We start from the raw sequence: 18736 nt of genomic DNA, 5'->3' as shown, positions 1-18736 counted from the left end.
CCGCCGGCCGAAAATGCCGGTGATCTGCCCCGCGGCCGGCCCGTTCCTGTTTTAGGGTTGACGGGTCGTGACAAATTATTCCGCTGGGGAGAAATAGCTGTGGACCACAGGCAGCTGACCACGTTCCGCATGGTCTGCCACACCCGGAGCATCACCCGCGCGGCGGCCGAGCTCGGCTATTCGCAGTCGGCGGTCACCTCGCAGGTGAAAGGCCTGGAATCGATGCTCCGGGTATCGCTGTTCGAACGCAGACGGGACGGCGTGCGGCTCACGGCATTCGGTGAGCGATTCCTGCCGTACGCCGAAAGAATGCTCGCCCTCGCCGATGAGGCCCGCACGGCCCTGCATGCCGATGGAGCGCTGGCCGGCACGGTGATCGTCGGGGCCGGCGAGTCGGTGATGACCTACCGGCTGCCGGCCCTGGTCGAGGCGCTGCACCACCGGCACCCGGACATCCGGCTGTCGTTGCGGATCTTCCGCGAGGGGCAGGCGCTGCGGGCGCTCGAACGGGACGAGATCGACGTCTGCCTGCTGTCGGCGGTCGACGAGCCGGCCGGTGACTTTCAGGTGCGGGACCTGGGCGTTGACGACATTGTGCTGGTCGCGGCACCGAATCACTCGTTCGATCGGGACCTGGCCGGCTGCCGGTTCCTCATCGCCCAGCCGGACTGCCTGTACGCCCGGATCCTGGCCGCTGAGATTGGCGCACCGGCCGACTCCGCCCTCCAGCTCGGCACTCTCGAAGGCGTGAAGAAGGCGGTCGCGGCCGGGCTCGGCGTCGCTCTGCTGCCCCGGGTCGTGGTCGCGGATCTGGTGGCCGACGGCGAGGCGGCGATCCTGCCCTGGCGGGCCGCCAATCCGGCCCGGCTGTACGCGGCGTGGACCGGAAAACACGAGGGCAGTCGTGAACTCGACGCCGTGGTGGCGCTGATGTCGCGCGCCTCCCGTGAAGACCTGCGACTGGTGAGCTGACCGTCATCGCGATTCTCGATGGGGGCATCGAGGAACAGCCAAGCGGGCCCCTTTTCTGAAAGCTAGTGTTTCTTTCGGAAACAATGATTCGGGTGTGGGGAGAAGGGTAGTAGTGTGTCTGAAAACGGGTCGGCGGCGAGAGTCGACATGGATGTGGCTATCGTCGGAATGGGGCCGCGCGGGCTTTCCGTGCTCGAACGGCTGGTCGCGCGCCTGACCGAAGCGCCGGTCGCCGGTGCGGTCCGGATCTGGACGTTCGAGCCGGGGGAGCAGGGCGCGGGCCGGATCTGGCGCACCAGCCAGCCGCACTGGTTCGCCATGAACACGGTGGCCGGCGAGGTCAGCGTCTACTCCGGCAGCCCCGACGGCGGGCCGCACCGGGCCGGCGCCGGCCCGTCGTTGTACGAGTGGCTGGCCGAGCACCCGGATCCGCGCTGGTCGGCGCTGGGCCTGAGCGACTACGCGCCGCGCCCGGTCTACGGCGAGTACCTGACCGCCGCCTACCGGGCGATCGTGGCCAACGCGCCGGCCAACGTGCACGTGCTGCCGGTGTCGGCGCGGGTGGACCGGGTCGAGCGGACCGGTGGCCGGTTCACCGTCACTGCCTACAGTGGACGGTTCGCGCTGGCCGTGGACAAGGTGATCCTCACGACCGGGCACCCGTGCAACGCCCCGGACGCGGTCAACCAGCGGTTCCTCGCGCACGCCGAGGACAACGACAACCTGCGCTACGTGCTGGGCGACTCGGCGGCGGAGATGCCGCTGGACGCCATCGCCGCCGGTAGCGAGGTCGGCATCATCGGCCTGGGGCTGACGTTCTTCGACGTGGTGGCCGCGCTGACCGCCGGCCGCGGCGGCGTGTTCACCAGCGATGACGACGGCGTGCTGCGCTACCGGCCCAGTGGCAAGGAGCCGCGGATCATCGCCGGCTCTCGCAGCGGCCTGCCGATGTTGGCCCGCGGCCGCAACCAGAAGGCCTCGACCTACCGTTACCAGGCCCGATTCGCCACGACGGCGGCGCTGGCCGCGGCACGCCAGCGCGCCCAGGCCACCCACGGCTCGCCGCAGCTGGACTTCCGCGGCGACGTGCTTCCGTTGCTGCAACGGGAAGTCGAGCACACGTACTATCGGACCCTGGTGCGCCGCCGGCAAAACCGTGAAGCGGCGGAGCAGTTCGCCGCGCGGCACCTCGACATCGCGCACGACCCGGCGCTGGTGGACAAGCTGTTGGCCGAGTACGGCATCGCCGACGCCCAGCGGATCGACCTGGACCGGATGGCCCGGCCGTTCGCCGGCGTCGAGTTCGACAGCCCCGAGCATTTCCACCGGGTGGTGACCGACCTGCTGCGGCTGGACGTCGCCGAGGCGGTGCAGGGCAATCTGGCCGGCCCGCTCAAGGCGGCCCTGGACATCCTGCGCGACCTGCGCGGCTCGGTCCGGACGGCGGTCGACTTCGGCGGCCTGCGCGGCGAGTCGCACCGGGACGACTTCCTCGGCGCGTTCAACCCGGTCAACACCATGCTGTCCGCTGGGCCGCCGGCGTTCCGCGTCGAGCAGACGTGCGCGCTGATCGAGGCCGGCGTGCTGGTGGTCGTCGGCCCCGCGTTGCAGGTCGGCTGCGAGCCGGACGGATTCCTGTTGTCCTCGCCACAGGTCCGTGGCTCGGGCCGGGTGGTGCCGACGTTGATCGACGCCCGGATCCCACGGCCAGACCTGCACGCCGACGCCTCGCCACTGACCGGCCAACTGCTGGCCGACGGGCTGATCTCCGAACACGTCAACAGCGACCCGGTCACCGGTGACTGGTTCGCCACCGGCGGCCTCGCCGTCGCCCGCGCCCCGTTCCACGTGATCGACGCCGCCGGCAACGCCGACCCGGACCTGTACGCGCTGGGCATCCCCACCGAGAACCAGCGCTGGTTCACCCAGATCGGCAACGGCAGACCCGGCCCGTTGACCGGTTTCCACGTCGACGCCGACGCCATCGCCGCGGATGTGCTGACTTCGTTGCCGGCCTACGCCACCACAGGAGTCCTGCTGTGACCACGAATTTCCAGAAGTTCAAGGCCGCCCGGGATCTGCTGCTGGAGCTGCGTGACGATCACGATCGGGCGTGCGCGGAGTTCCGCTGGCCGCGGTTCGAGCACTTCAACTGGGCTCTGGACTGGTTCGACGAGATGGCCAAGGGCAACACCGCCGACGCCTTACGCATCGTGGACGGCGACTCTGTCACCGCGGTGACCTACGAGCAGCTGTCGAGACGGTCGAGCCAGGTGGCGAACTGGTTGCGGGTCAACGGGGTTCGACGCGGCGACCACCTGCTGCTGATGCTGGACAACCGGGTGGAGGTCTGGGAGTCGGTGCTGGCCGGCATCAAGCTCGGGGCCGTCGTGCTGCCGACCTACACCACCGTCACCGGCGCGGACCTGGCCGACCGTCTCGACCGCGGTGGCGTCAAGCACATCGTCACCACCAACGTGCACGCCTTTGTCGACGCGCCAACGGATCTGACCCGGATCTGCGTGGGGGACCGGGTCGACGGCTGGCTGTCCTATGAGGACGCTGATGCCCAGCCTGACACCTTCACCCCGGACGGTCCGACCGGCGCGGACGACCTGCTGTTCATGTACTTCACGTCCGGCACCACGTCCAAGCCGAAGATCGCGCAGCACACGCACACCAGCTACCCGGTCGGCCACCTGTCCGGCATGTACTGGAACGGTCTCCAGCCCGGCGACGTGCACCTCAACGTCTCCGCGCCGGGCTGGGCCAAGCACGCGTGGAGCAGTTTCTTCGTGCCGTTCAACGCCGGCGCGACGCTGCTCACCGTCAACGCCCCGGCCGGCTCGACCACGCACCTGCTCGACGCATTGGTGGCCCACAAGGCAACCTCGTTCTGCGCGCCGCCCACGGTGTGGCGGATGCTGATCCAGCAGGATCTGCGGCACTGGCCGGTGCACCTGCGCGAAGCCGGCAGCGTCGGCGAGCCGCTCAACCCCGAGGTGATCGACTACGTCCGCGAGACCTGGGGCGTGACCGTGCGGGACGGCTTCGGCCAGACCGAGACCACCGCGCAGATCGGCAACACCCGGTCGTTGCCGGTCAAGCCCGGCTCCATGGGCAAACCGTTGCCCGGCTACGACATCGTGCTGGTCAACCCGACCACGGGGGAGCGGGCCGACGAGGGCGAGATCTGCGTCGACCTCACGGATCAGCCGGTCGGCGTGATGCCGGGTTACCTCGGCAATCCGGAGAAGAACGCCGCCACGTTCGCGGACGGTTACTACCACACCGGGGACATCGGCACCCGGGACGCGGACGGCTACATCACCTACGTCGGCCGGGCCGACGACGTGTTCAAGTCCTACGACCACCGGATCTCCCCGTTCGAGCTGGAAAGCGTGCTGTTGGAGCACGAGTCGGTGGCCGAGGCGGCGGTGGTGCCGACGCCGGATCCGGTGGGTCTGGTGGTGCCCAAGGCGTTCGTCACGCTGGCCGCCGGTGTCGAGGCGGATGCCGTTGCGGCGCGGTCGATCCTGACCCATGTGCGGGAAAACCTCGCGCCGCACCAGTGGATCCGCCGGCTGGAGTTCGGCCCGCTGCCGAAGACCACCTCCGGCAAGATCCGCCGCGTCGAGCTTCGGGCTGCCGAGCAAGCGCGCAGTGGCCGTAACGAACAGGAGCACCTGTTCGAGGACGTCTTCCAGACCGTGGAGTCGGCGCCGGCCGCTCCCGGCATGGCCTGAGAAACCCCTTTCACACCAAGGAGAAGCAATCCGTCATGCGTGACGTGAAGATCTACCAGGACATCTTCGGCGCCGGCCTGCACAACGGCCAGTTCACCTGGATCCCCTACGTGCAGCCGGGTCGCGCGTCGGTGGATGTGGAGTGGCTGTACACCGGCGAGGAGACCGGCCCGGACGGCGCGGAGGCCTACGTCGCCCGCTTCGGCCCCGGCGCCCACGGCGACCTGCACGAGCACCTCGGCTTCGAGCTGCTGATCGTGCTGGAGGGCGAGCTCCACAACGACAACGGCGACGTGTACCCGCCCGGCACGCTGATCGTCGAGCGGCCGGAGAGCGTGCACCAGGTGTCCAGCCCCAACGGCTGCGTCTGCATCGTCATCCGGGAGAAGGGCACCCTGCCCGTGGCGGTCGACGCCCCCGGGGCCTCCGAACTGGCCAACGCGTAGGGACTTGCCCACCGGGACCGCGTCTGCCAGCCTGTAATGGCTTTAACCCATTACTCGGCCGACGCGGTCCCGTACGACCAGGAGATTCAGCCATGCTCGAGCAGACGCAGGACGTGCTGACAGCCGCGCCTGCCCCGCCGGTCGACCCCGTGGAGACCCGCACCGGACGGTCCGGGAGAGTGCACTCGGCCCGCTACAAGTGGGGCGTGCTGGGGATCGGCATCGTCGCCCAGGCCGCGTTCAGCGCCGCGTTCCAGGGGGTCCCGACCTCCGGCTCCATCCTGCAGGCCGCCTACCACCTGTCCGTCGGCCAGCTCGGCGTGGTGCTGGCCGCGATCACCTGCGGCATCTTCATCACCGACGTGTTCTGGGGCATCCTGTCCGATCGCATCGGCGAGCGGAAAGTCCTGATCACCGGCCTGGCCGGCACCACCGTCACGCTCGGCCTGGTCACCGCGTTCCTGGTGCCCACGGCCGACGCGACGCCGTCCTACCTCGCGCTGGCGATCGTGCTGTTCCTGTCCGGCGCGATGGGCGGCTGTGTCAACGGCGCGTCCGGCCGGGCCGTGATGGGCTGGTTCCCGGTCAGCAAGCGGGGTTTCGCGATCAGCCTCCGGGTCGCGGCGGTGCCGGCCGGCGGTGCGATCGGCGCGGCCGTGCTGCCGCCGCTGGCCCTGGCCGGCGGTTTCCGGCTGGTCTTCGGCTTCCTCACGGCGTTCGCGCTACTGGCCACCATCGCTGTGGTCCTGTGGCTGGACGAGCCGCCGCTGGCCAAGACCAAGGCCAGCGGCGGCCAGGCCGCCACCACCACCGAGAGCCCGTTGCGCCGCTGGGACATCTGGCGCTTCGCCAGCACCGCGTTCCTGCTGGACCTGCCCCAGTTCACGGTGCTGACCTTCGGCTCCGTCTTCCTGCTCACCGTCGAGCGGCTGGACATCGGCACCATCGCCCTGCTGCTGGTGCTCGTGCAGGTCGGTGGCGGCGTGTCCCGGGTGTGGGGCGGCCGCTGGACCGACAAGCACGGCGGGCGCTACCGACGGTCGATCGTGAAGGTTTACAGCTGGCTGATCGCGGCCGCCTTCGTCGGCGTCGCCTGCTACGCAGCTGCCCCGGTGTGGGTGATCGCCGCCCTGGTGGTGGTCGCCGGCGTGCTGGCCTGCGGCTGGCACGGCGTGCACTACGCCGAGATCGCCACCATGGCCGGCGCGGAACGCTCGGGCACCGCGCTCGGCCTGGAGAACACCATGGTCTTCGGCGGCGCTTTCGTGACGCCGCTGCTGATCTCCGGCCTGCTGTCGTTCACGACCTGGCCGGTGGTGATGATCCTGGTCGGCGCGGTGCCCGCGGTGGTGTCAGCGCTGATGATCCCCCGGGAGAACCCGGTTCCGGCCTGACAGCACCAGCCGCACGGGGGTGAGCACGCGGAACCGCGGCTCGCCCCCGTGCTCGGCCAGGTGCAGCAGGCCGTGCGAGAGCAGCGTGTGCACCAGCTCGGCGGTGATCGGCCCGGTCTCGTCCACGGCCCAGCTGGCGTCCCGGTCGGCGAGCCGGCCCAGCAGGAAGCGCTCGGACGGCCGCAGTCCGTCGATGCTGTCCCGGATCGGGGCCAGGATATGCGGATCCCGGGCCAGCAGCACGATCAGCCGGGACGCCGGCAGCAGCAGGAACCGCCGGGCCGCCTGCTCCAGGGCCCCGGGCAGGCCGTCGACCAGCTGGCACACCTCGGTCACCGCCGGCGTCGGTTCGAAGGCCGGTCTCAGCAGGCGGATGTGGGTGAGCAGCAGCCGCTCGGACGCCGCCTGGTCCAGCGGACCCAGCGGGAACACCCGCTCGCCGGGGATGCCGCTCGGCGTTCGGGACGTGATCACCACGCGCAGCGCCGGGAACCGGTGCAGCAACGTGGTTACCGGCTGGCCCCGCCACTCGCCGTCCAACACCAGCAGGGTCGGCTGGTCGGCGACCGTGAACTCGGCGGCGGGCTCCGTGGGCCAGAGCACCGGCCAACCGAATTCTGTGTGCACTGTGGTGGCGACTTCGGCGGCGAGGCGGGACTTGCCCACACCGCCGACGCCGGTGACGGTGACCAGCCGCTGGTCGCCCGCGACCAGCAGATCGGTCAGCGCGCGCACCTCGGTGCGCCGGCCGACCAGTCCATGCAGGGGAGCAGGCGGCCGCTGATTCTCCTCGCGCCCGATGCTCCGCCCGTGCAGCGCCGGCTCGGTCTCCCCGAAGCGACCGGCGGCGGCCTCGAACGTGGAGCGGCGCTGGCCCCGGAGCTGGAGCCCGTCGGCGAGCAGCCGGACGGTCCCCACCCTCGGCTGCCGTGCGTTGCCCAGCTCCAGGTCCCGCACCGCGCGCACGCTGAGCATGGCGCGGTCGGCCAGCTGCTGCTGCGTGAACCCACCCTCTCGCCGGTACGCCCGCAGGATGCGGCCGAATGCGTAGGTGTCCACCCTCGTGTTCATCCCCTCGTGTTCCCCCAGTGCTCTCCCCGGCGGCAACGGTGTCACCGGGCGGGGGCGGGAGGCATCGGGAGACTCCCTACATTTCCCTCGCGTGACGCGCCAGATGACTGGCAACCGCGGTGCGCGAGGCCACCCCGAGCTTGGTGAAGATGCGGGACAGGTGAGCCTCGACGGTCTTCGGGCTCATGAACAGCTGGGCGGCGATCTGCCGGTTGGTGTAGCCGTGCGCGACCAGCTCGGCGATCTCCAGCTCCCGGTGGGTGAGCGGGCCGCCGTCCCTACGCACGCGGGTTGACCTGGCCCCGAGCAGCCGCTGCTGCTGCACGACGGCGGCGTGCATGCCGGTGGCGCCGCAGTTGGCGAACAGCTCCTTAGCCCGCCCGAGCTGCTGCTGGGCCTCCTCCCGCCGGCCGAGCTCGGCCAGCGCGGCGCCCAGCAGATGACGGGCCTGCCCTTCGAAGACAGGAAGGTGCACCTGCGCGAAGTTGTCGGCGGCCTTGGCCACGAGCTCGGCCGCGGCGGTGAAGTCCTTGGCGGCCAGGTGGGCCCGGGCCGAGGCCAGCCAAGCCTGGGCGGTCCGCCCGGGCAGGTCGCCTCCGGCCACCAACTCCTCGGCCCGCTTGCCCCACTCCAGCGCCGTCGTCACGTCGCCGAGCGCGACCGAGGCCCGGACCAGCTCGTCGAACCAGAGCCGTCGCAGCGACGGGGCGTAGCCGACGAGTGTCGGGTCGCCGCCGCGCAGCAGCTCCTGCCGGCAGCCCTGCGGATCGCCGTTGGCCAGCCGGGCCGCGGCCAGCGCGGCCGTGCCCTCACCGGTCCACCAGTAGTTGCCGGGCTGCGTCTTCTCCACCGCCAGCTCGGCGAACTGGAGGGCGGCCTTGAGATCACCCCGCCACAGCGCGATCTCCGACTGCCGGACGTGGATCACCTCCAGCAGTTCGGTGCGGCCCATCAGCAACGCCGTCTCCAGCGTCGACTCGGCGTGCTCGGCGGCCAGGGCCAGGTCGCCGAGCTGGGCGTGCACCTGGGTGAACGTCAGCTGGATGTCCGGGTGGAGGTGGCTGTGGCCGGAGCGCTCGGCCAGCGCGGCGCAGCGGCGGACGTGCCGCAGGGCGTCGAAGTTGCGCTCCAGCACCAGTTCCGCCCACGCCACCTCCAACGTCAGGTACAGGCGCTCAGCCAGCTCGCCGTCGGACAGGCCGTCCAGCATCGCGGCGGCCCGGCGGACATGGCCGACCGCCGAGTCGAAGCGGCCGGTGTAGGCGTCGGCGGTGGCCAGGATGCTCAGGCCGATCGTCTTGGTCAGCGGCCGCATCTGGTGCTGCGACGGGGAATCCATGGCCTGCGTGACCCAGTCGCGGGCCTCCTCGAACTTCGCGCACTGCAACAGCCCGGCGGCGATGTCGATGCGCATGCCCAGCGCCGCACGGCCGTGTGGGTCGGGCAGCCGGGTCAGCTCGCTGACGAGCAGCGCCTGGGCTTCGTCGTAACGGCCGAGCAAGCGCTCCACAGTGCCGCACATCGAGACCGCCGCGGTGCGCTGCTCGCTCGGCTCCGGCGACAGCAGCGACAGCACTTCCTGCGAGGTGTCCCGGCACTCGCCGAGCCGGCCGATCACCAGCAAAGCCCGGGCCCGCAACAACATCAGCCCGCACAGCCGGGTTCGCTGCTCGGGGGTGCGGGGGAGCAGGTCGATGGCCGTGCGCAGCCAGTCGACGGCCAGCGCGGGCACGCTGGCCAGCACCGACTCGGCCGCTTCGACCAGCACGGCGATGGCCTTGTCGTCGCCGGCACGGGCGGCCCGTTCGACGTGGTGGGCGCGGGAAGTCGCTGGTGCGCCACGACGTTCCAGACCCGCGGCCGCTCGGGCGTGCGCGTCCAGGCGCCAGGCGGCGCGGCCGGTCCGGTAGGCGGCGCTGCGCACCAGCGGATGCCGGTAGCGGAACCGGCGGGCGCTGTTCTCGGCGCGGATGAGATCGCGGGCGACCAGCTCGTCCAGGTCTGTCAGGGTCTCCGCCTCGGACAGCTCCGCGACCTCGGCCACCAGCTCAGGGTCGAACGGGTCGCCGGCCAGCGCCGCCGCCTGGGCCACCAACACCTCTCTCGGTGTCAGGGCGGCGAATTCCGCCGACAGCGCCACCTCCGGGTCGCCGTCGACGGCGACCCGGGTCAGGGCGTCGAGATAGAACGGGTTGCCGCCGCTGGCATCGTGCAGCTGGCGGGCCCGCGCCGCGTCGACGTCCGGCATCAGTTGGCAAACGTGTTGCAGCGTCAACGGTTTGAGCTCGATGCGGAGCCGTTCCGTGCCGGCGGCGTGGGACAGCGCGGCGAACAGCCGCTCCGACGCCTGCCGCGGCCGGTAGCCGACGGCCAGCACGAACCGCCCGGCCGGTGGGTGGCGGACCAGGAATTCCAGCAGGCCAACGGATCCCTCGTCGGCCCAGTGCATGTCGTCGAGCACCAGCGTGCCGCCCTCGACGACCTCCAGCAGCGCGCGGACCGCGCGGTAGAGCCGGTGCCGGCCGACGCCGTGCAGGTCCGCGTGGTCGGCGCCGTGGAACACCGCCGTGAGCAGTTCCACCGCCGGGGCGCCGAGGTGGTCCCGTTCCTCGGCGGCGAGGCGGGCGACCCGGTCGGCCAGCGCGTCCAGGAACACCGCGAAGGGCACATGCTGCTCGAATTCGGTGGCCCGGCCGGCGAATCCGCGGCCACGCAGCCGCGCGAACTCGCCGAGCAGGCTGGTCTTGCCGATGCCGGGGTCGCCGACGATCTCGACCAGCCGGGCCGGCCCGGGTTCGCGCAGCAGCGCGAGTTCGTGCTCCCGTCCGACGATCGGACGGCTGGTGGCGTTCAACGACGGTCCCCTCAGTGCGGTGTCGCCAAACAATACGCACCGGGCACGCCGCGCCGCAGCCGAGCGCGAATGGTGGGATGGATCGGTCGTCGAACGAAGTCAGGGCCACACCGACAGCTGGGTCAGGCCGGTGATCCTCGACCCGGCGGCGCCGTGCACGCGGACGTAGCGGGCGGTGATCCCGACCGGCAGGGTGATCTTGGCGAACTGGCCGTCGCCGGTGGCCCTCGTCGTCCAGTTCCTGGCGTCGTCGCTGGTCTCGACGGTCAGCGAGCCGGCCTGGTTGGCCCGGGCGAACACCGTGCCGACCGGTTGCGGACCACCGAGATCCACGTAGGCCCAGGCCGATTCGGGGAGGGGATGGTCGAAGGAGCCGTCGGTGAGCTGGCACGGCTGCTGCTCGGCGACACAGGGCTTGCCTCGGGATTCGGGCGCGCCGGCCCGGCCCCGGAAGCCGACACCTTGGCTTGTGTAGAACAGTTTGAACGTCGTGTCCGGCCCGTCGGCGCTGGCCGCGGCGGAGATGTGGACCACGCCGTTCGCATCCTCGAACGCCCGTGAGTCCATTGTGGCCGCCGCCTGGTCGGACCAGATCTCCTGACCGTTGACCGAGAAATGCGCGGTGTAGTCGTTCACGTCCGTGATCGGGGCCCAGTCCAGGGTGGTGGTCCTCGCGTCACCGCCCACGGTGACGTGATCCGGATGCCAGAACCTGAGCGTCGGCACCGTGACGTCGGTGCGCTGGATCTCGAAGCCGGCGCGGACGCTCGGACCGTCCACTTCGGACCCGGACCGGGGAAGTTGCGCCGCCAGGTCGAAGGTTGTCGCCGTGCCGAAGGACCCCTGCACGTCCGACCCGTTCATGTGGATGGCGAAGGTGCCCTGGCCGTCGGTCGTGGCCTGTTGCAGCAGCTTGCAGAGCGGCGGCGGGTTGTCGGCCAGGCAGGCCGTGCCGAGCGTCACCGCCACCGGGATGCCCTGGAACGCCAGCTCACCCAGATCCGGCACCCGGGTCAGCGCCAGCCGGAGGTTGCCCGCCGGCGCGCCGTCGGGTCGGGTGATCTGGCCGGTCAGCGTCACCTGGGCGTCCGTCGGCACCTTGCTCTGGGCGCAGCCGGTCGCGAGCGCCGCCATCGCGAGCAGCCCCGTTACGAGTACGGCCGCCGGGAGCCTGGTCCTGTGCATGGCCGGGGATGGTAGGGGCGTCAGCCGCAGGTCGGAGGCGTTTCCGTGCATGTTTTGGAGCACTGTGACTTCAGTGACGAGTGAAATTGGCGGGAATGCGATGATGGTAGTTCAACGTTCAACTGGTTGCTACGAGCTACGGAGAAGGGAAGGGCATGACGACACCCGTGGAGTTCGGGGTGGACACCTTCGGCGACGTGACCGTCGACGCCGAGGGCAACCGCAAGTCCTACGCGCAGGTGCTGCGCGACGTGGTCGACGAGGCGGTGCTGGCCGATCAGGTGGGCATCGACTACTTCGGCGTCGGCGAGCACCACCGGGACGACTTCGCGGTGTCCGCGCCCGAGGTGGTGCTGGCCGCCATCGCCGGCCGCACCGAGCGCATCAGGCTGGGCACGGCGGTCACGGTGCTCAGTTCCGACGACCCGGTCCGCGTGTACGAGCGCTTCGCCACGCTGGACGCGGTGTCCAACGGCCGGGCCGAGATCACCCTGGGCCGCGGCTCGTTCACCGAGTCGTTCCCGCTGTTCGGCTACGACCTGGCCGACTACGAGAAGCTGTTCAGCGAGAAGATCGACCTGATGGCCCATCTGCTCACCGAGCAGCCGGTCACCTGGGAGGGCACGGTCCGGCCGCCGCTGGCGGGCGCCAACGTCTTCCCGAAGACCGAGAGCGGCCGCATCAAGACCTGGGTCGGCGTCGGGGGCAGCCCCGAGTCGGTGGTCCGCGCGGCCAGCTACGGCATGCCGTTGACGCTGGCCATCATCGGCGGCGACCCGGACCGGTTCGCCCCGTACGTGGATCTCTACCACCGGGCGCTGGAGCACGTGGGCCTGGAGCGGCTGCCGGTGGCGGTGCACTCGCCGGGGTTCGTGGCCGACAGCGACCAGGAGGCCGCCGACCTGGTCTGGCCGCACAGCAAGGCGATGCACGACCGGATCGGCCGCGAGCGTGGCTGGCCGCCCATGACGCGGGCTCAGTTCGACGGGGAGATCGCCCACGGCTCGCAGTACATCGGCGCGCCCGACACGGTCGCCCGCAAGATCGCCGACACCGTCAAGAAGCTGGGTGTGCAACGGTTCGACCTGAAGTACTCGAACGGCACCATCCCGCACGAGCTGGCCATGCGGAACCTGGAGCTCTACGGCACGAAGGTCATTCCTCTGGTCCGCGAGCTGCTGGCCACTAGCGCTTGATTTTTGGGGAAGTGACCCGCAGGTCCGCCAGAACCCGGGCGAGGTCGCGGTCCTCGATGTCGCTGCTGCCGTGCAGGCGGGGGTGCGGCGTCGAGGGGCCGCGACGGAAAGCGTCCTTGAGGCGTTTCGTGAAGGTTGTCATGGCATGAAGTGTGCTCTGGTGTAAATCCTGCCAACAGTGGCAGGAGAGTCGCTGTTGCACAAAATCCTGCCAGGTATGCTGGCGGTGTGCTCAAGTCCGTGGCCGCGCTGGTCGTCGACGGTGTCGCGCCGTTCGAGTTCGGCGTGGTCTGTGAGGTGTTCGGCATCGACCGGACCGACGACGGTGTGCCGTCCTTCGACTTCCGGGTCTGCGCCGAGCACCCCGGCCAGCCGGTCCGCACCGGCGTCGGCGTGCAGCTGACGCCCGACCGGCCGCTGGACGACCTCGTCTCGGCCGACCTGGTGGCCGTGCCCGCGTGCACGATCCGCGAGCAGTACCCGCCCGCTGTGCTGGCCGCGTTGCGGGAGGCCGTGGATCGGGGCGCGACCGTGATGTCGGTGTGCAGCGGCGGCTACGTCCTCGGGGCCGCCGGCCTGCTCGACGACCGGGACTGCACTGTGCACTGGCGATTCGCCGACGACTTCCGCCGCCGCTTCCCCTCCGCTCGCGTCGACGCCGACGTGCTCTACGTCGACGACGGCAACCTGGTCACCAGCGCTGGCACCGCTGCCGGCATCGACGCCTGCCTGCATGTCGTGCGTCGGGAACTCGGGTCTCGGGTCGCGGCCCTGATCGCCCGGCGCATGGTCGTCGCCCCGCAGCGGGAGGGCGGCCAGCGCCAGTTCGTCGACATGCCGGTGCCCGAGTGCACGGCCGACAGCCTCCAGCCGGTGCTGCTGTGGATGCTGGAGACGCTGACCGAGGACCACACCGTGGCCGAACTCGCGGCCCGGGCCACCATGTCCGAGCGGACCTTCGCGCGGCGGTTCGTCGCCGAGACCGGCACCACCCCGCACCGCTGGCTGTCCACCCAGCGCGTGCTGCACGCCCGGACCCTGCTGGAGCAGAGCGACCTGGGCATCGAGGAGATCGCCCGCCTCGCCGGCTTCGCCACGCCGGCCCTGCTGCGGCACCACTTCCAGCGGGCCGTCGGCGTGACGCCGACGGACTACCGGCGGTCCTTCTCGGCCTAACCGCCGATGAAACTGACGGTCTCCCCGAGCGGCGCCCGGCCGATGCGGTCATCGCCCGCCGCGGGGTCCGCATACCCGATCGACATGCCGCAGAAGAGCATCAACTCCGCTGGCGGCGACAGGACCTCCGCGACGGTCCGGTGGAACTTGGCCCACGCCATCTGCGGGCAGCTGTGCAGCCCCTCGGCGCGCAGCAACAGCATGACGGTCTGAAGGAACATGCCGGCGTCGGACCACTGCGGTCGGCCCATGCCCCGGTCCAGGTAGCAGAACAGGGCCGTCGGCGCGCCGAAAGCCGCCCAGTTGTCGGCGGCGGCCCGTTGGCGCGCCTCCAAATCGTCCCGGGCGATGCCGAGTGCGCCGTAGCGCTGCCGGCCGAACTCGGCTCGGCGTTCGCGGTAGGGGGATGCCAGCGTGGCCGGGTACATCTCGTACTCCGGCTCGTCCCAGCTGTCTCCCGTCGCGAGCCGTTCGGCGCAGCGCTTCTTGAGTTGTGCCAACGGTTCGCCGGTCACCACGAATGCGTGCCACGGCTGGAGGTTCGATCCCGACGGCGCCCAGGAGGCGGCCGACAGCACCCGTTCCAGCACCTGCTGGGGGACCGGCCGGTCGGTGAACGCGCGTACCGCCCGTCGGCTCGTGACCGCCTCATAGACGTCCATGACCCGCCGAATCTCCTTCTGTGCGGTAGAAATCGGCTGCGGCGACGTTGGTCGGCACGCCGAGTTCGGCGGCGACCGCGGTGATCGCCGCGTCGGCGACGGCGAGGTCGACCTGGCCGTTGGTGGTGAAGTGGGGCGCGATGAACGTGTCGTAGTGGGCCCGGATCTTCTCGGTGGTGTGCCGGCCGAGGAACGTCCGGAGGTGCCGCACCGTGGCGTCGGGATCGGTGTGGATCACCTGCAACGCCCGCCGGTGCGCTCGCACCACGGCCTGTACGGCGGGGTCGTCGGGCCGGATGTGCGTGGGGTCGACGGCCACGCCGACGGTGGGAATCCGGAAGTGATCGCCGACCCAGGCCAGCACTCGCCAGCCGTGCTCGGCGGCGACCGCCTCCGGGGCCATGGTGCTGCCGACGTAGGCGGCGTCGATGCTGCCGTCCCGGAGGTGGCGCAGGTCGAGGCCGTAGTCGCCGGGGGCGCGGACGACGGTGGTGAGGTCGCGGTCCGGGTCGAGGCCGGCCCGGCGCAGCACGATGCGGGCGAAACAGCCGGGGGCGGTGTGCGGGGCGTGCACCGCCAGGCGCTTGCCGGCCAGATCGGACAGGGAGGTGATGCCGTCGCGAGCCAGGAACCAGAACAGCGGGCCGTGGGTGTTGACGTTGACCGTCACCCACGGGATGCCACTGGTCAGCCGGGTCAGCAGGGCCCGGCCGAGGCCGATGGTGGCGGTGCGGCGCACCCGCTCGTCGTCCCAGGCGACGCCGTCGCGCAGCACGACGCGAACGCCTTCGGCGGCGTAGAAGTCCTCCTGGTCGGCGATGTGGGCGACGAGTTCTTCGTGCAGGCCCCGGCCGACGTAGGTGAGGTCGATGGTGTCCATCAGTACATCGCCATCCCGCCGTTGACCGCGGCCGTGGTGCCGGTCATGAAGCTGTTGTCCTCGCTGGCGTAGAAGGCCACCGCGTTGGCGACGTCCGCCGGCCGCGCCAGGCGGCCCAGCGGGGTGGCGGCGATCTGCCGCTCGGCCTGCTCGCCGTCGAGCACGTGCGAGATGCGGGTCTCGGCGACCGGGCCGGGCTCCACGACGTTGACGGTGATCCCCGACGGCGCCACTTCCTGGGCGACGTAGCGGGCGAACTGGGTCAGCGCGGCCTTGGCCGTGCCCAGGGCGATCATGCCGGCCCGGGGCCGACGGCTGAGGCCGGTGCCGAGGTAGATGAGACGGCCCCAGCGCTGTTCGGTCATGTGCGGCAGGGCCGCCTTGGTGACCACGAAGGCCGCCCGCATCTCGTCGTCGACCTTGCCGCCCAGTTCCGCCCAGGTCATGTCCTGGAACGACTTGATCGCGTACGGGGTGAGTGCGTTGTGCACCAGCACGTCCACGCCGCCCCACACCGTCTGGACTTCCGCGATCATGCGGTCGACGGCGGCGGTTTCGCGCACGTCGGCCTGCACGGCCATGGCCTCGCCGCCGGCCGCCTCGATGTCGGCCACGACAGCCTTGGCGGCGTCGGCGCTGTGCAGGTAGTTGACCACCACTCGCATGCCACGTGCGGCCAGCAGCTTTGCCGTGGCCGCACCGATTCCACTGCTGGCACCGGTGATCAGTGCCACCCTGTCCCCAGTCACGGTGAGCCTCCTACTCGTCGGCGGGGCGGATCGCCCCGTAGAGCACGGTGTCGACGGTCGCCCGGAGCAGGTCGGCGGCCGAGCGGTCGAGTTGGCGCGGCAGCTGCGAGTTCAGCAGCCGTTCCACCGCGCCGCGGATGATCTCGCTCAGCAGCTCGGGCGGCGTCGACAGCAGCCCGCGCCGGTCGCCGTCGCGGAACAGCTCGTCCAGCCGCTGGTAGACCACCGCGTCCATGCGCTGTTCCACGTGTCGCCGCAGCACCGGGTCGCCCCGGCCGGTGGCCAACTGGGCCGCGCCGATCCGGTCGAGCTCGCCGCAGGCTGCGATCAGGAAACCCCGCACCTGCTCGCCGAACGGCCGGCCCGCGGTCTCCCGCGCCGCCGCCGTCAGCGTGCGCTCGATCGCCCCGAACTGCCGGTCCAGCACGGCCGTCAGCAGGCTGTGCTTGTCCGGGAAATGCCGGTAGATCGTCTTCTTGCTCATCCCCAGCTCGCGGGCCAGGTCGTCCATGCTGACCCGGCCCGGCCCCAGGAACAGCCGGGCCGCCGCCTCGACGATCACCTCGGTCCGCTCCGATACTGCGGAAACTATTTCGGTTTCCATAGTTTCCATAGTGCTCTCGCCCGGCTGGGCCGTCAAGCCCGGAGGCGATGCGGCGGATCATCGCCCCCGCGGAGGAGATGTCACAGTCGGCCGCCGGGGCGTGTCCAACCTCGTGACGGCAGTTCGACGAGGGAGGACATTGTGCGGACGATCGAGGTCGAGGACTCGTTCATGGCGTACCGGGAGGCCGGTCAGGGGGACACGACGGTGGTGTTCCTGCACGGCAACCCGACGTCGTCGTACCTGTGGCGGAACGTGATCCCGGTGCTGGCCGACCGGGCCCGGTGCCTGGCGCCGGACCTGATCGGCATGGGCGACTCGGGCAAGCCGGACATCGGCTACCGGTTCGTGGACCACGCCCGGTACCTGGACGCCTGGTTCGAGGCGCTGGGGCTGGACGACGTGGTGATCGTCGGCCAGGACTGGGGCGGGGCGCTGGGCATGGACTGGGCCCGCCGGCATCCGGACCGGGTGCGCGGGCTGGCGCTGGTGGAGACGTTCCTGCGGCCGCTGTCCTGGGCCGAGATGCCGCCGCTGGGGCAGGAGCTGTTCCGGCGCATGCGGTCGCCTGAGGGGGAGCAGATCGTGTTGCGGGACAACCAGTTCATCGAGTTCAACCTGCCGCACGGGGTGGCGTCGGGGCTCGCGCCGGCCGACCACGACGAGTACCGGCGGCCCTATCCGGACGAGCGGTCGCGGCGGCCGCTGCTGGCCTGGCCGCGGGAGATCCCGTTCGACGGCGAGCCGGCCGACGTGCATGATCGGGTCGTCGCCTACGGGCGGTGGCTGGCCGAGACGCCGGAGGTGCGCAAGCTCGTGATGACCGTGGAGCCGGGAGTGGGCATGGGATCGCCGGAGACGGCGGCGTGGGCCAAGGAGACCTTCGCTGCCGTGACCACGGTGTCGCTGGGGCCGGGCGGGCACCAGGCGCCGGAGGACCAGCCCGAGGCGATGGGCCGGGCGATCGCGTCCTGGCTGTGGTCGTGAGCGACCTCGTCGCCCGGGCGGTCGACGGGGACCAGGAGGCGCTGCGGGAGATCGTGCGCGAGCTGCGGGATCCGCTCTACCGGCTGGCGCTGCGGATGGTGTGGCGGCCGGCCGACGCCGAGGACGCCACTCAGGAGATCCTGATCCAGGTGATCACCCGGCTGTCCTCGTTCCGAGGCGAGGCCAAGCTGCTCACCTGGGCGTACCGGATCGGCGTGAACTACCTGCTCAACCTGCGCCGCAAGACGCCGCAGGAGCGGCGGGAGCTCAGCCTGGACGAGTTCCGGGCCGATCTCGCCGACGGGTTGGCCGACAACGACTACGCCGGTCCGGAGGCCGAGCTGCTGGCCACCGAGGTGCGGCTGTCGTGCACGCAGGCGGTGTTGCAGTGCCTGGAGCGGTCGGAGCGGATCGCCTTCGTGCTCGGGGAGATCTTTGAGCTGACGTCCACCGAGGCCGCCTGGGTGCTGGACGTTTCGCCGGCGGCGTACCGGAAACGGCTGGAACGGGCTCGCGAACGGCTGCGGGCGTTCATGGGATCGACCTGTGGAATCGTGACGCCGCAAGGGTTCTGCCGCTGCGCCCGGCGGGTGGAGAAGGCGGTCGCGGTCGGACGGGTCGACGTCAAGGAGCCGACCTACGCCGGCCACGCGGTCAACGGCCGGGATGTGCGGGAGGCCGCCGCGCAGCTGCACCGGCTGCACGACGCCGCCTCGGTGCTGCGGGCGCATCCCGACTACGCGGCGCCGAGGGATCGCACCGACGCGATCGTGGGACTGCTGTCCTCGGGTTCGTTCCCGTTGCTGGACTGACG

Annotated in this window: 17 protein-coding genes; 9 read left to right on the top strand and 8 right to left on the bottom strand. The window is 70.9% G+C overall.

The genetic code is table 11. The annotated features are described in order from the left end of the window. Positions 1-99: 99 nt before the first annotated feature. The 5 genes from JJ691_RS14450 to JJ691_RS14430 all read left to right on the top strand — a co-directional run bounded on the left by JJ691_RS14450 (position 100) and on the right by JJ691_RS14430 (position 6558). Positions 100-972 carry a LysR family transcriptional regulator gene (locus JJ691_RS14450; protein WP_211769287.1) on the top strand — a complete coding sequence of 291 codons (873 nt, stop codon included), beginning with the start codon at positions 100-102 and terminating at the stop codon, positions 970-972. 153 nt (positions 973-1125) lie between these two features. Continuing rightward, positions 1126-3015, top strand: coding sequence for an FAD/NAD(P)-binding protein (locus tag JJ691_RS14445; protein WP_211769286.1), 1890 nt, complete (start codon positions 1126-1128; stop codon positions 3013-3015). Continuing rightward, the gene (locus JJ691_RS14440) at positions 3012-4718 is read left to right on the top strand and encodes an AMP-binding protein (protein ID WP_211769285.1); all 1707 of its coding nucleotides are present in this window, start codon (positions 3012-3014) and stop codon (positions 4716-4718) included. Before JJ691_RS14445 ends, JJ691_RS14440 begins: the two co-directional genes overlap by 4 nt. Before the next feature lie 35 nt (positions 4719-4753). Next, positions 4754-5164 carry a cupin domain-containing protein gene (locus JJ691_RS14435; protein ID WP_211769284.1) on the top strand — a complete coding sequence of 137 codons (411 nt, stop codon included), beginning with the start codon at positions 4754-4756 and terminating at the stop codon, positions 5162-5164. A gap of 92 nt (positions 5165-5256) precedes the next feature. After that, positions 5257-6558 (top strand): MFS transporter, encoded by a 1302-nt coding sequence (locus JJ691_RS14430; RefSeq protein WP_211769283.1) that lies wholly within the window; start codon positions 5257-5259, stop codon positions 6556-6558. On the opposite strand, the gene JJ691_RS14425 is transcribed toward JJ691_RS14430, so the two are convergent. The 3 genes from JJ691_RS14425 to JJ691_RS14415 all read right to left on the bottom strand — a co-directional run bounded on the left by JJ691_RS14425 (position 6517) and on the right by JJ691_RS14415 (position 11668). Further along, positions 6517-7617, bottom strand: coding sequence for a helix-turn-helix domain-containing protein (locus JJ691_RS14425; protein WP_211769282.1), 1101 nt, complete (start codon positions 7615-7617; stop codon positions 6517-6519). The two genes, JJ691_RS14430 and JJ691_RS14425, sit on opposite strands and share 42 nt — an antisense overlap. 88 nt (positions 7618-7705) lie before the next feature. After that, complete coding sequence (locus tag JJ691_RS14420; RefSeq protein ID WP_211769281.1) at positions 7706-10483, bottom strand: helix-turn-helix transcriptional regulator; 2778 nt, start codon at positions 10481-10483, stop codon at positions 7706-7708. Positions 10484-10582: 99 nt separating this feature from the next. Next, a complete protein-coding gene (locus tag JJ691_RS14415; RefSeq protein ID WP_211769280.1) occupies positions 10583-11668 on the bottom strand; it encodes a discoidin domain-containing protein in 1086 nt (361 codons plus the stop codon). A gap of 155 nt (positions 11669-11823) precedes the next feature. Between JJ691_RS14415 and JJ691_RS14410 the strand changes: the two genes are divergently transcribed. Then, positions 11824-12864, top strand: a complete 1041-nt coding sequence (locus tag JJ691_RS14410; RefSeq protein WP_211769279.1) for an LLM class flavin-dependent oxidoreductase — start codon at positions 11824-11826, stop codon at positions 12862-12864. Here the strand turns inward: JJ691_RS14410 and JJ691_RS14405 are convergent. Next, positions 12854-13006, bottom strand: coding sequence for a hypothetical protein (locus JJ691_RS14405; protein ID WP_211769278.1), 153 nt, complete (start codon positions 13004-13006; stop codon positions 12854-12856). The genes JJ691_RS14410 and JJ691_RS14405 overlap by 11 nt on opposite strands. Positions 13007-13092: 86 nt before the next feature. Here JJ691_RS14405 and JJ691_RS14400 point away from each other — a divergent pair, with 86 nt between their 5' ends. Further along, positions 13093-14040, top strand: a complete 948-nt coding sequence (locus JJ691_RS14400) for a GlxA family transcriptional regulator (protein WP_211769277.1) — start codon at positions 13093-13095, stop codon at positions 14038-14040. Here the strand turns inward: JJ691_RS14400 and JJ691_RS14395 are convergent. The 4 genes from JJ691_RS14395 to JJ691_RS14380 are packed head-to-tail and all read right to left on the bottom strand — an operon-like array spanning position 14037 to position 16935. Next, positions 14037-14702: a nitroreductase gene (locus tag JJ691_RS14395; RefSeq protein ID WP_211769276.1), complete on the bottom strand. Its 666-nt coding sequence runs from the start codon at positions 14700-14702 to the stop codon at positions 14037-14039. The genes JJ691_RS14400 and JJ691_RS14395 overlap by 4 nt on opposite strands. Beyond that, on the bottom strand, positions 14689-15582 hold the full coding sequence (locus JJ691_RS14390) for an ABC transporter substrate-binding protein (RefSeq protein ID WP_211769275.1): 894 nt from the start codon (positions 15580-15582) through the stop codon (positions 14689-14691). The genes JJ691_RS14395 and JJ691_RS14390 overlap by 14 nt, the downstream gene beginning before the upstream one ends. Continuing rightward, positions 15582-16331, bottom strand: a complete 750-nt coding sequence (locus JJ691_RS14385) for an SDR family NAD(P)-dependent oxidoreductase (protein WP_249227917.1) — start codon at positions 16329-16331, stop codon at positions 15582-15584. The genes JJ691_RS14390 and JJ691_RS14385 overlap by 1 nt, the downstream gene beginning before the upstream one ends. Before the next feature lie 10 nt (positions 16332-16341). Then, positions 16342-16935: a TetR/AcrR family transcriptional regulator gene (locus JJ691_RS14380; protein WP_211769274.1), complete on the bottom strand. Its 594-nt coding sequence runs from the start codon at positions 16933-16935 to the stop codon at positions 16342-16344. A gap of 141 nt (positions 16936-17076) precedes the next feature. On the opposite strand from JJ691_RS14380, the gene JJ691_RS14375 reads away from it, so the two are divergent. Next, entirely contained in the window at positions 17077-17922 is an 846-nt protein-coding gene (locus JJ691_RS14375; protein ID WP_249227916.1) for a haloalkane dehalogenase, read from the top strand. Next, the gene (locus JJ691_RS14370; RefSeq protein ID WP_211769273.1) at positions 17919-18734 is read left to right on the top strand and encodes an RNA polymerase sigma factor; all 816 of its coding nucleotides are present in this window, start codon (positions 17919-17921) and stop codon (positions 18732-18734) included. Before JJ691_RS14375 ends, JJ691_RS14370 begins: the two co-directional genes overlap by 4 nt. Positions 18735-18736 lie beyond the last annotated feature (2 nt).

This window comes from Kutzneria sp. CA-103260 (genome assembly GCF_018263855.1).
In the GTDB taxonomy this organism is placed as follows: Bacteria; Actinomycetota; Actinomycetes; order Mycobacteriales; family Pseudonocardiaceae; genus Kutzneria.
Note: the sequence above shows the minus strand (reverse complement) of the source record. Positions and strands in the feature narration are given on the sequence as shown.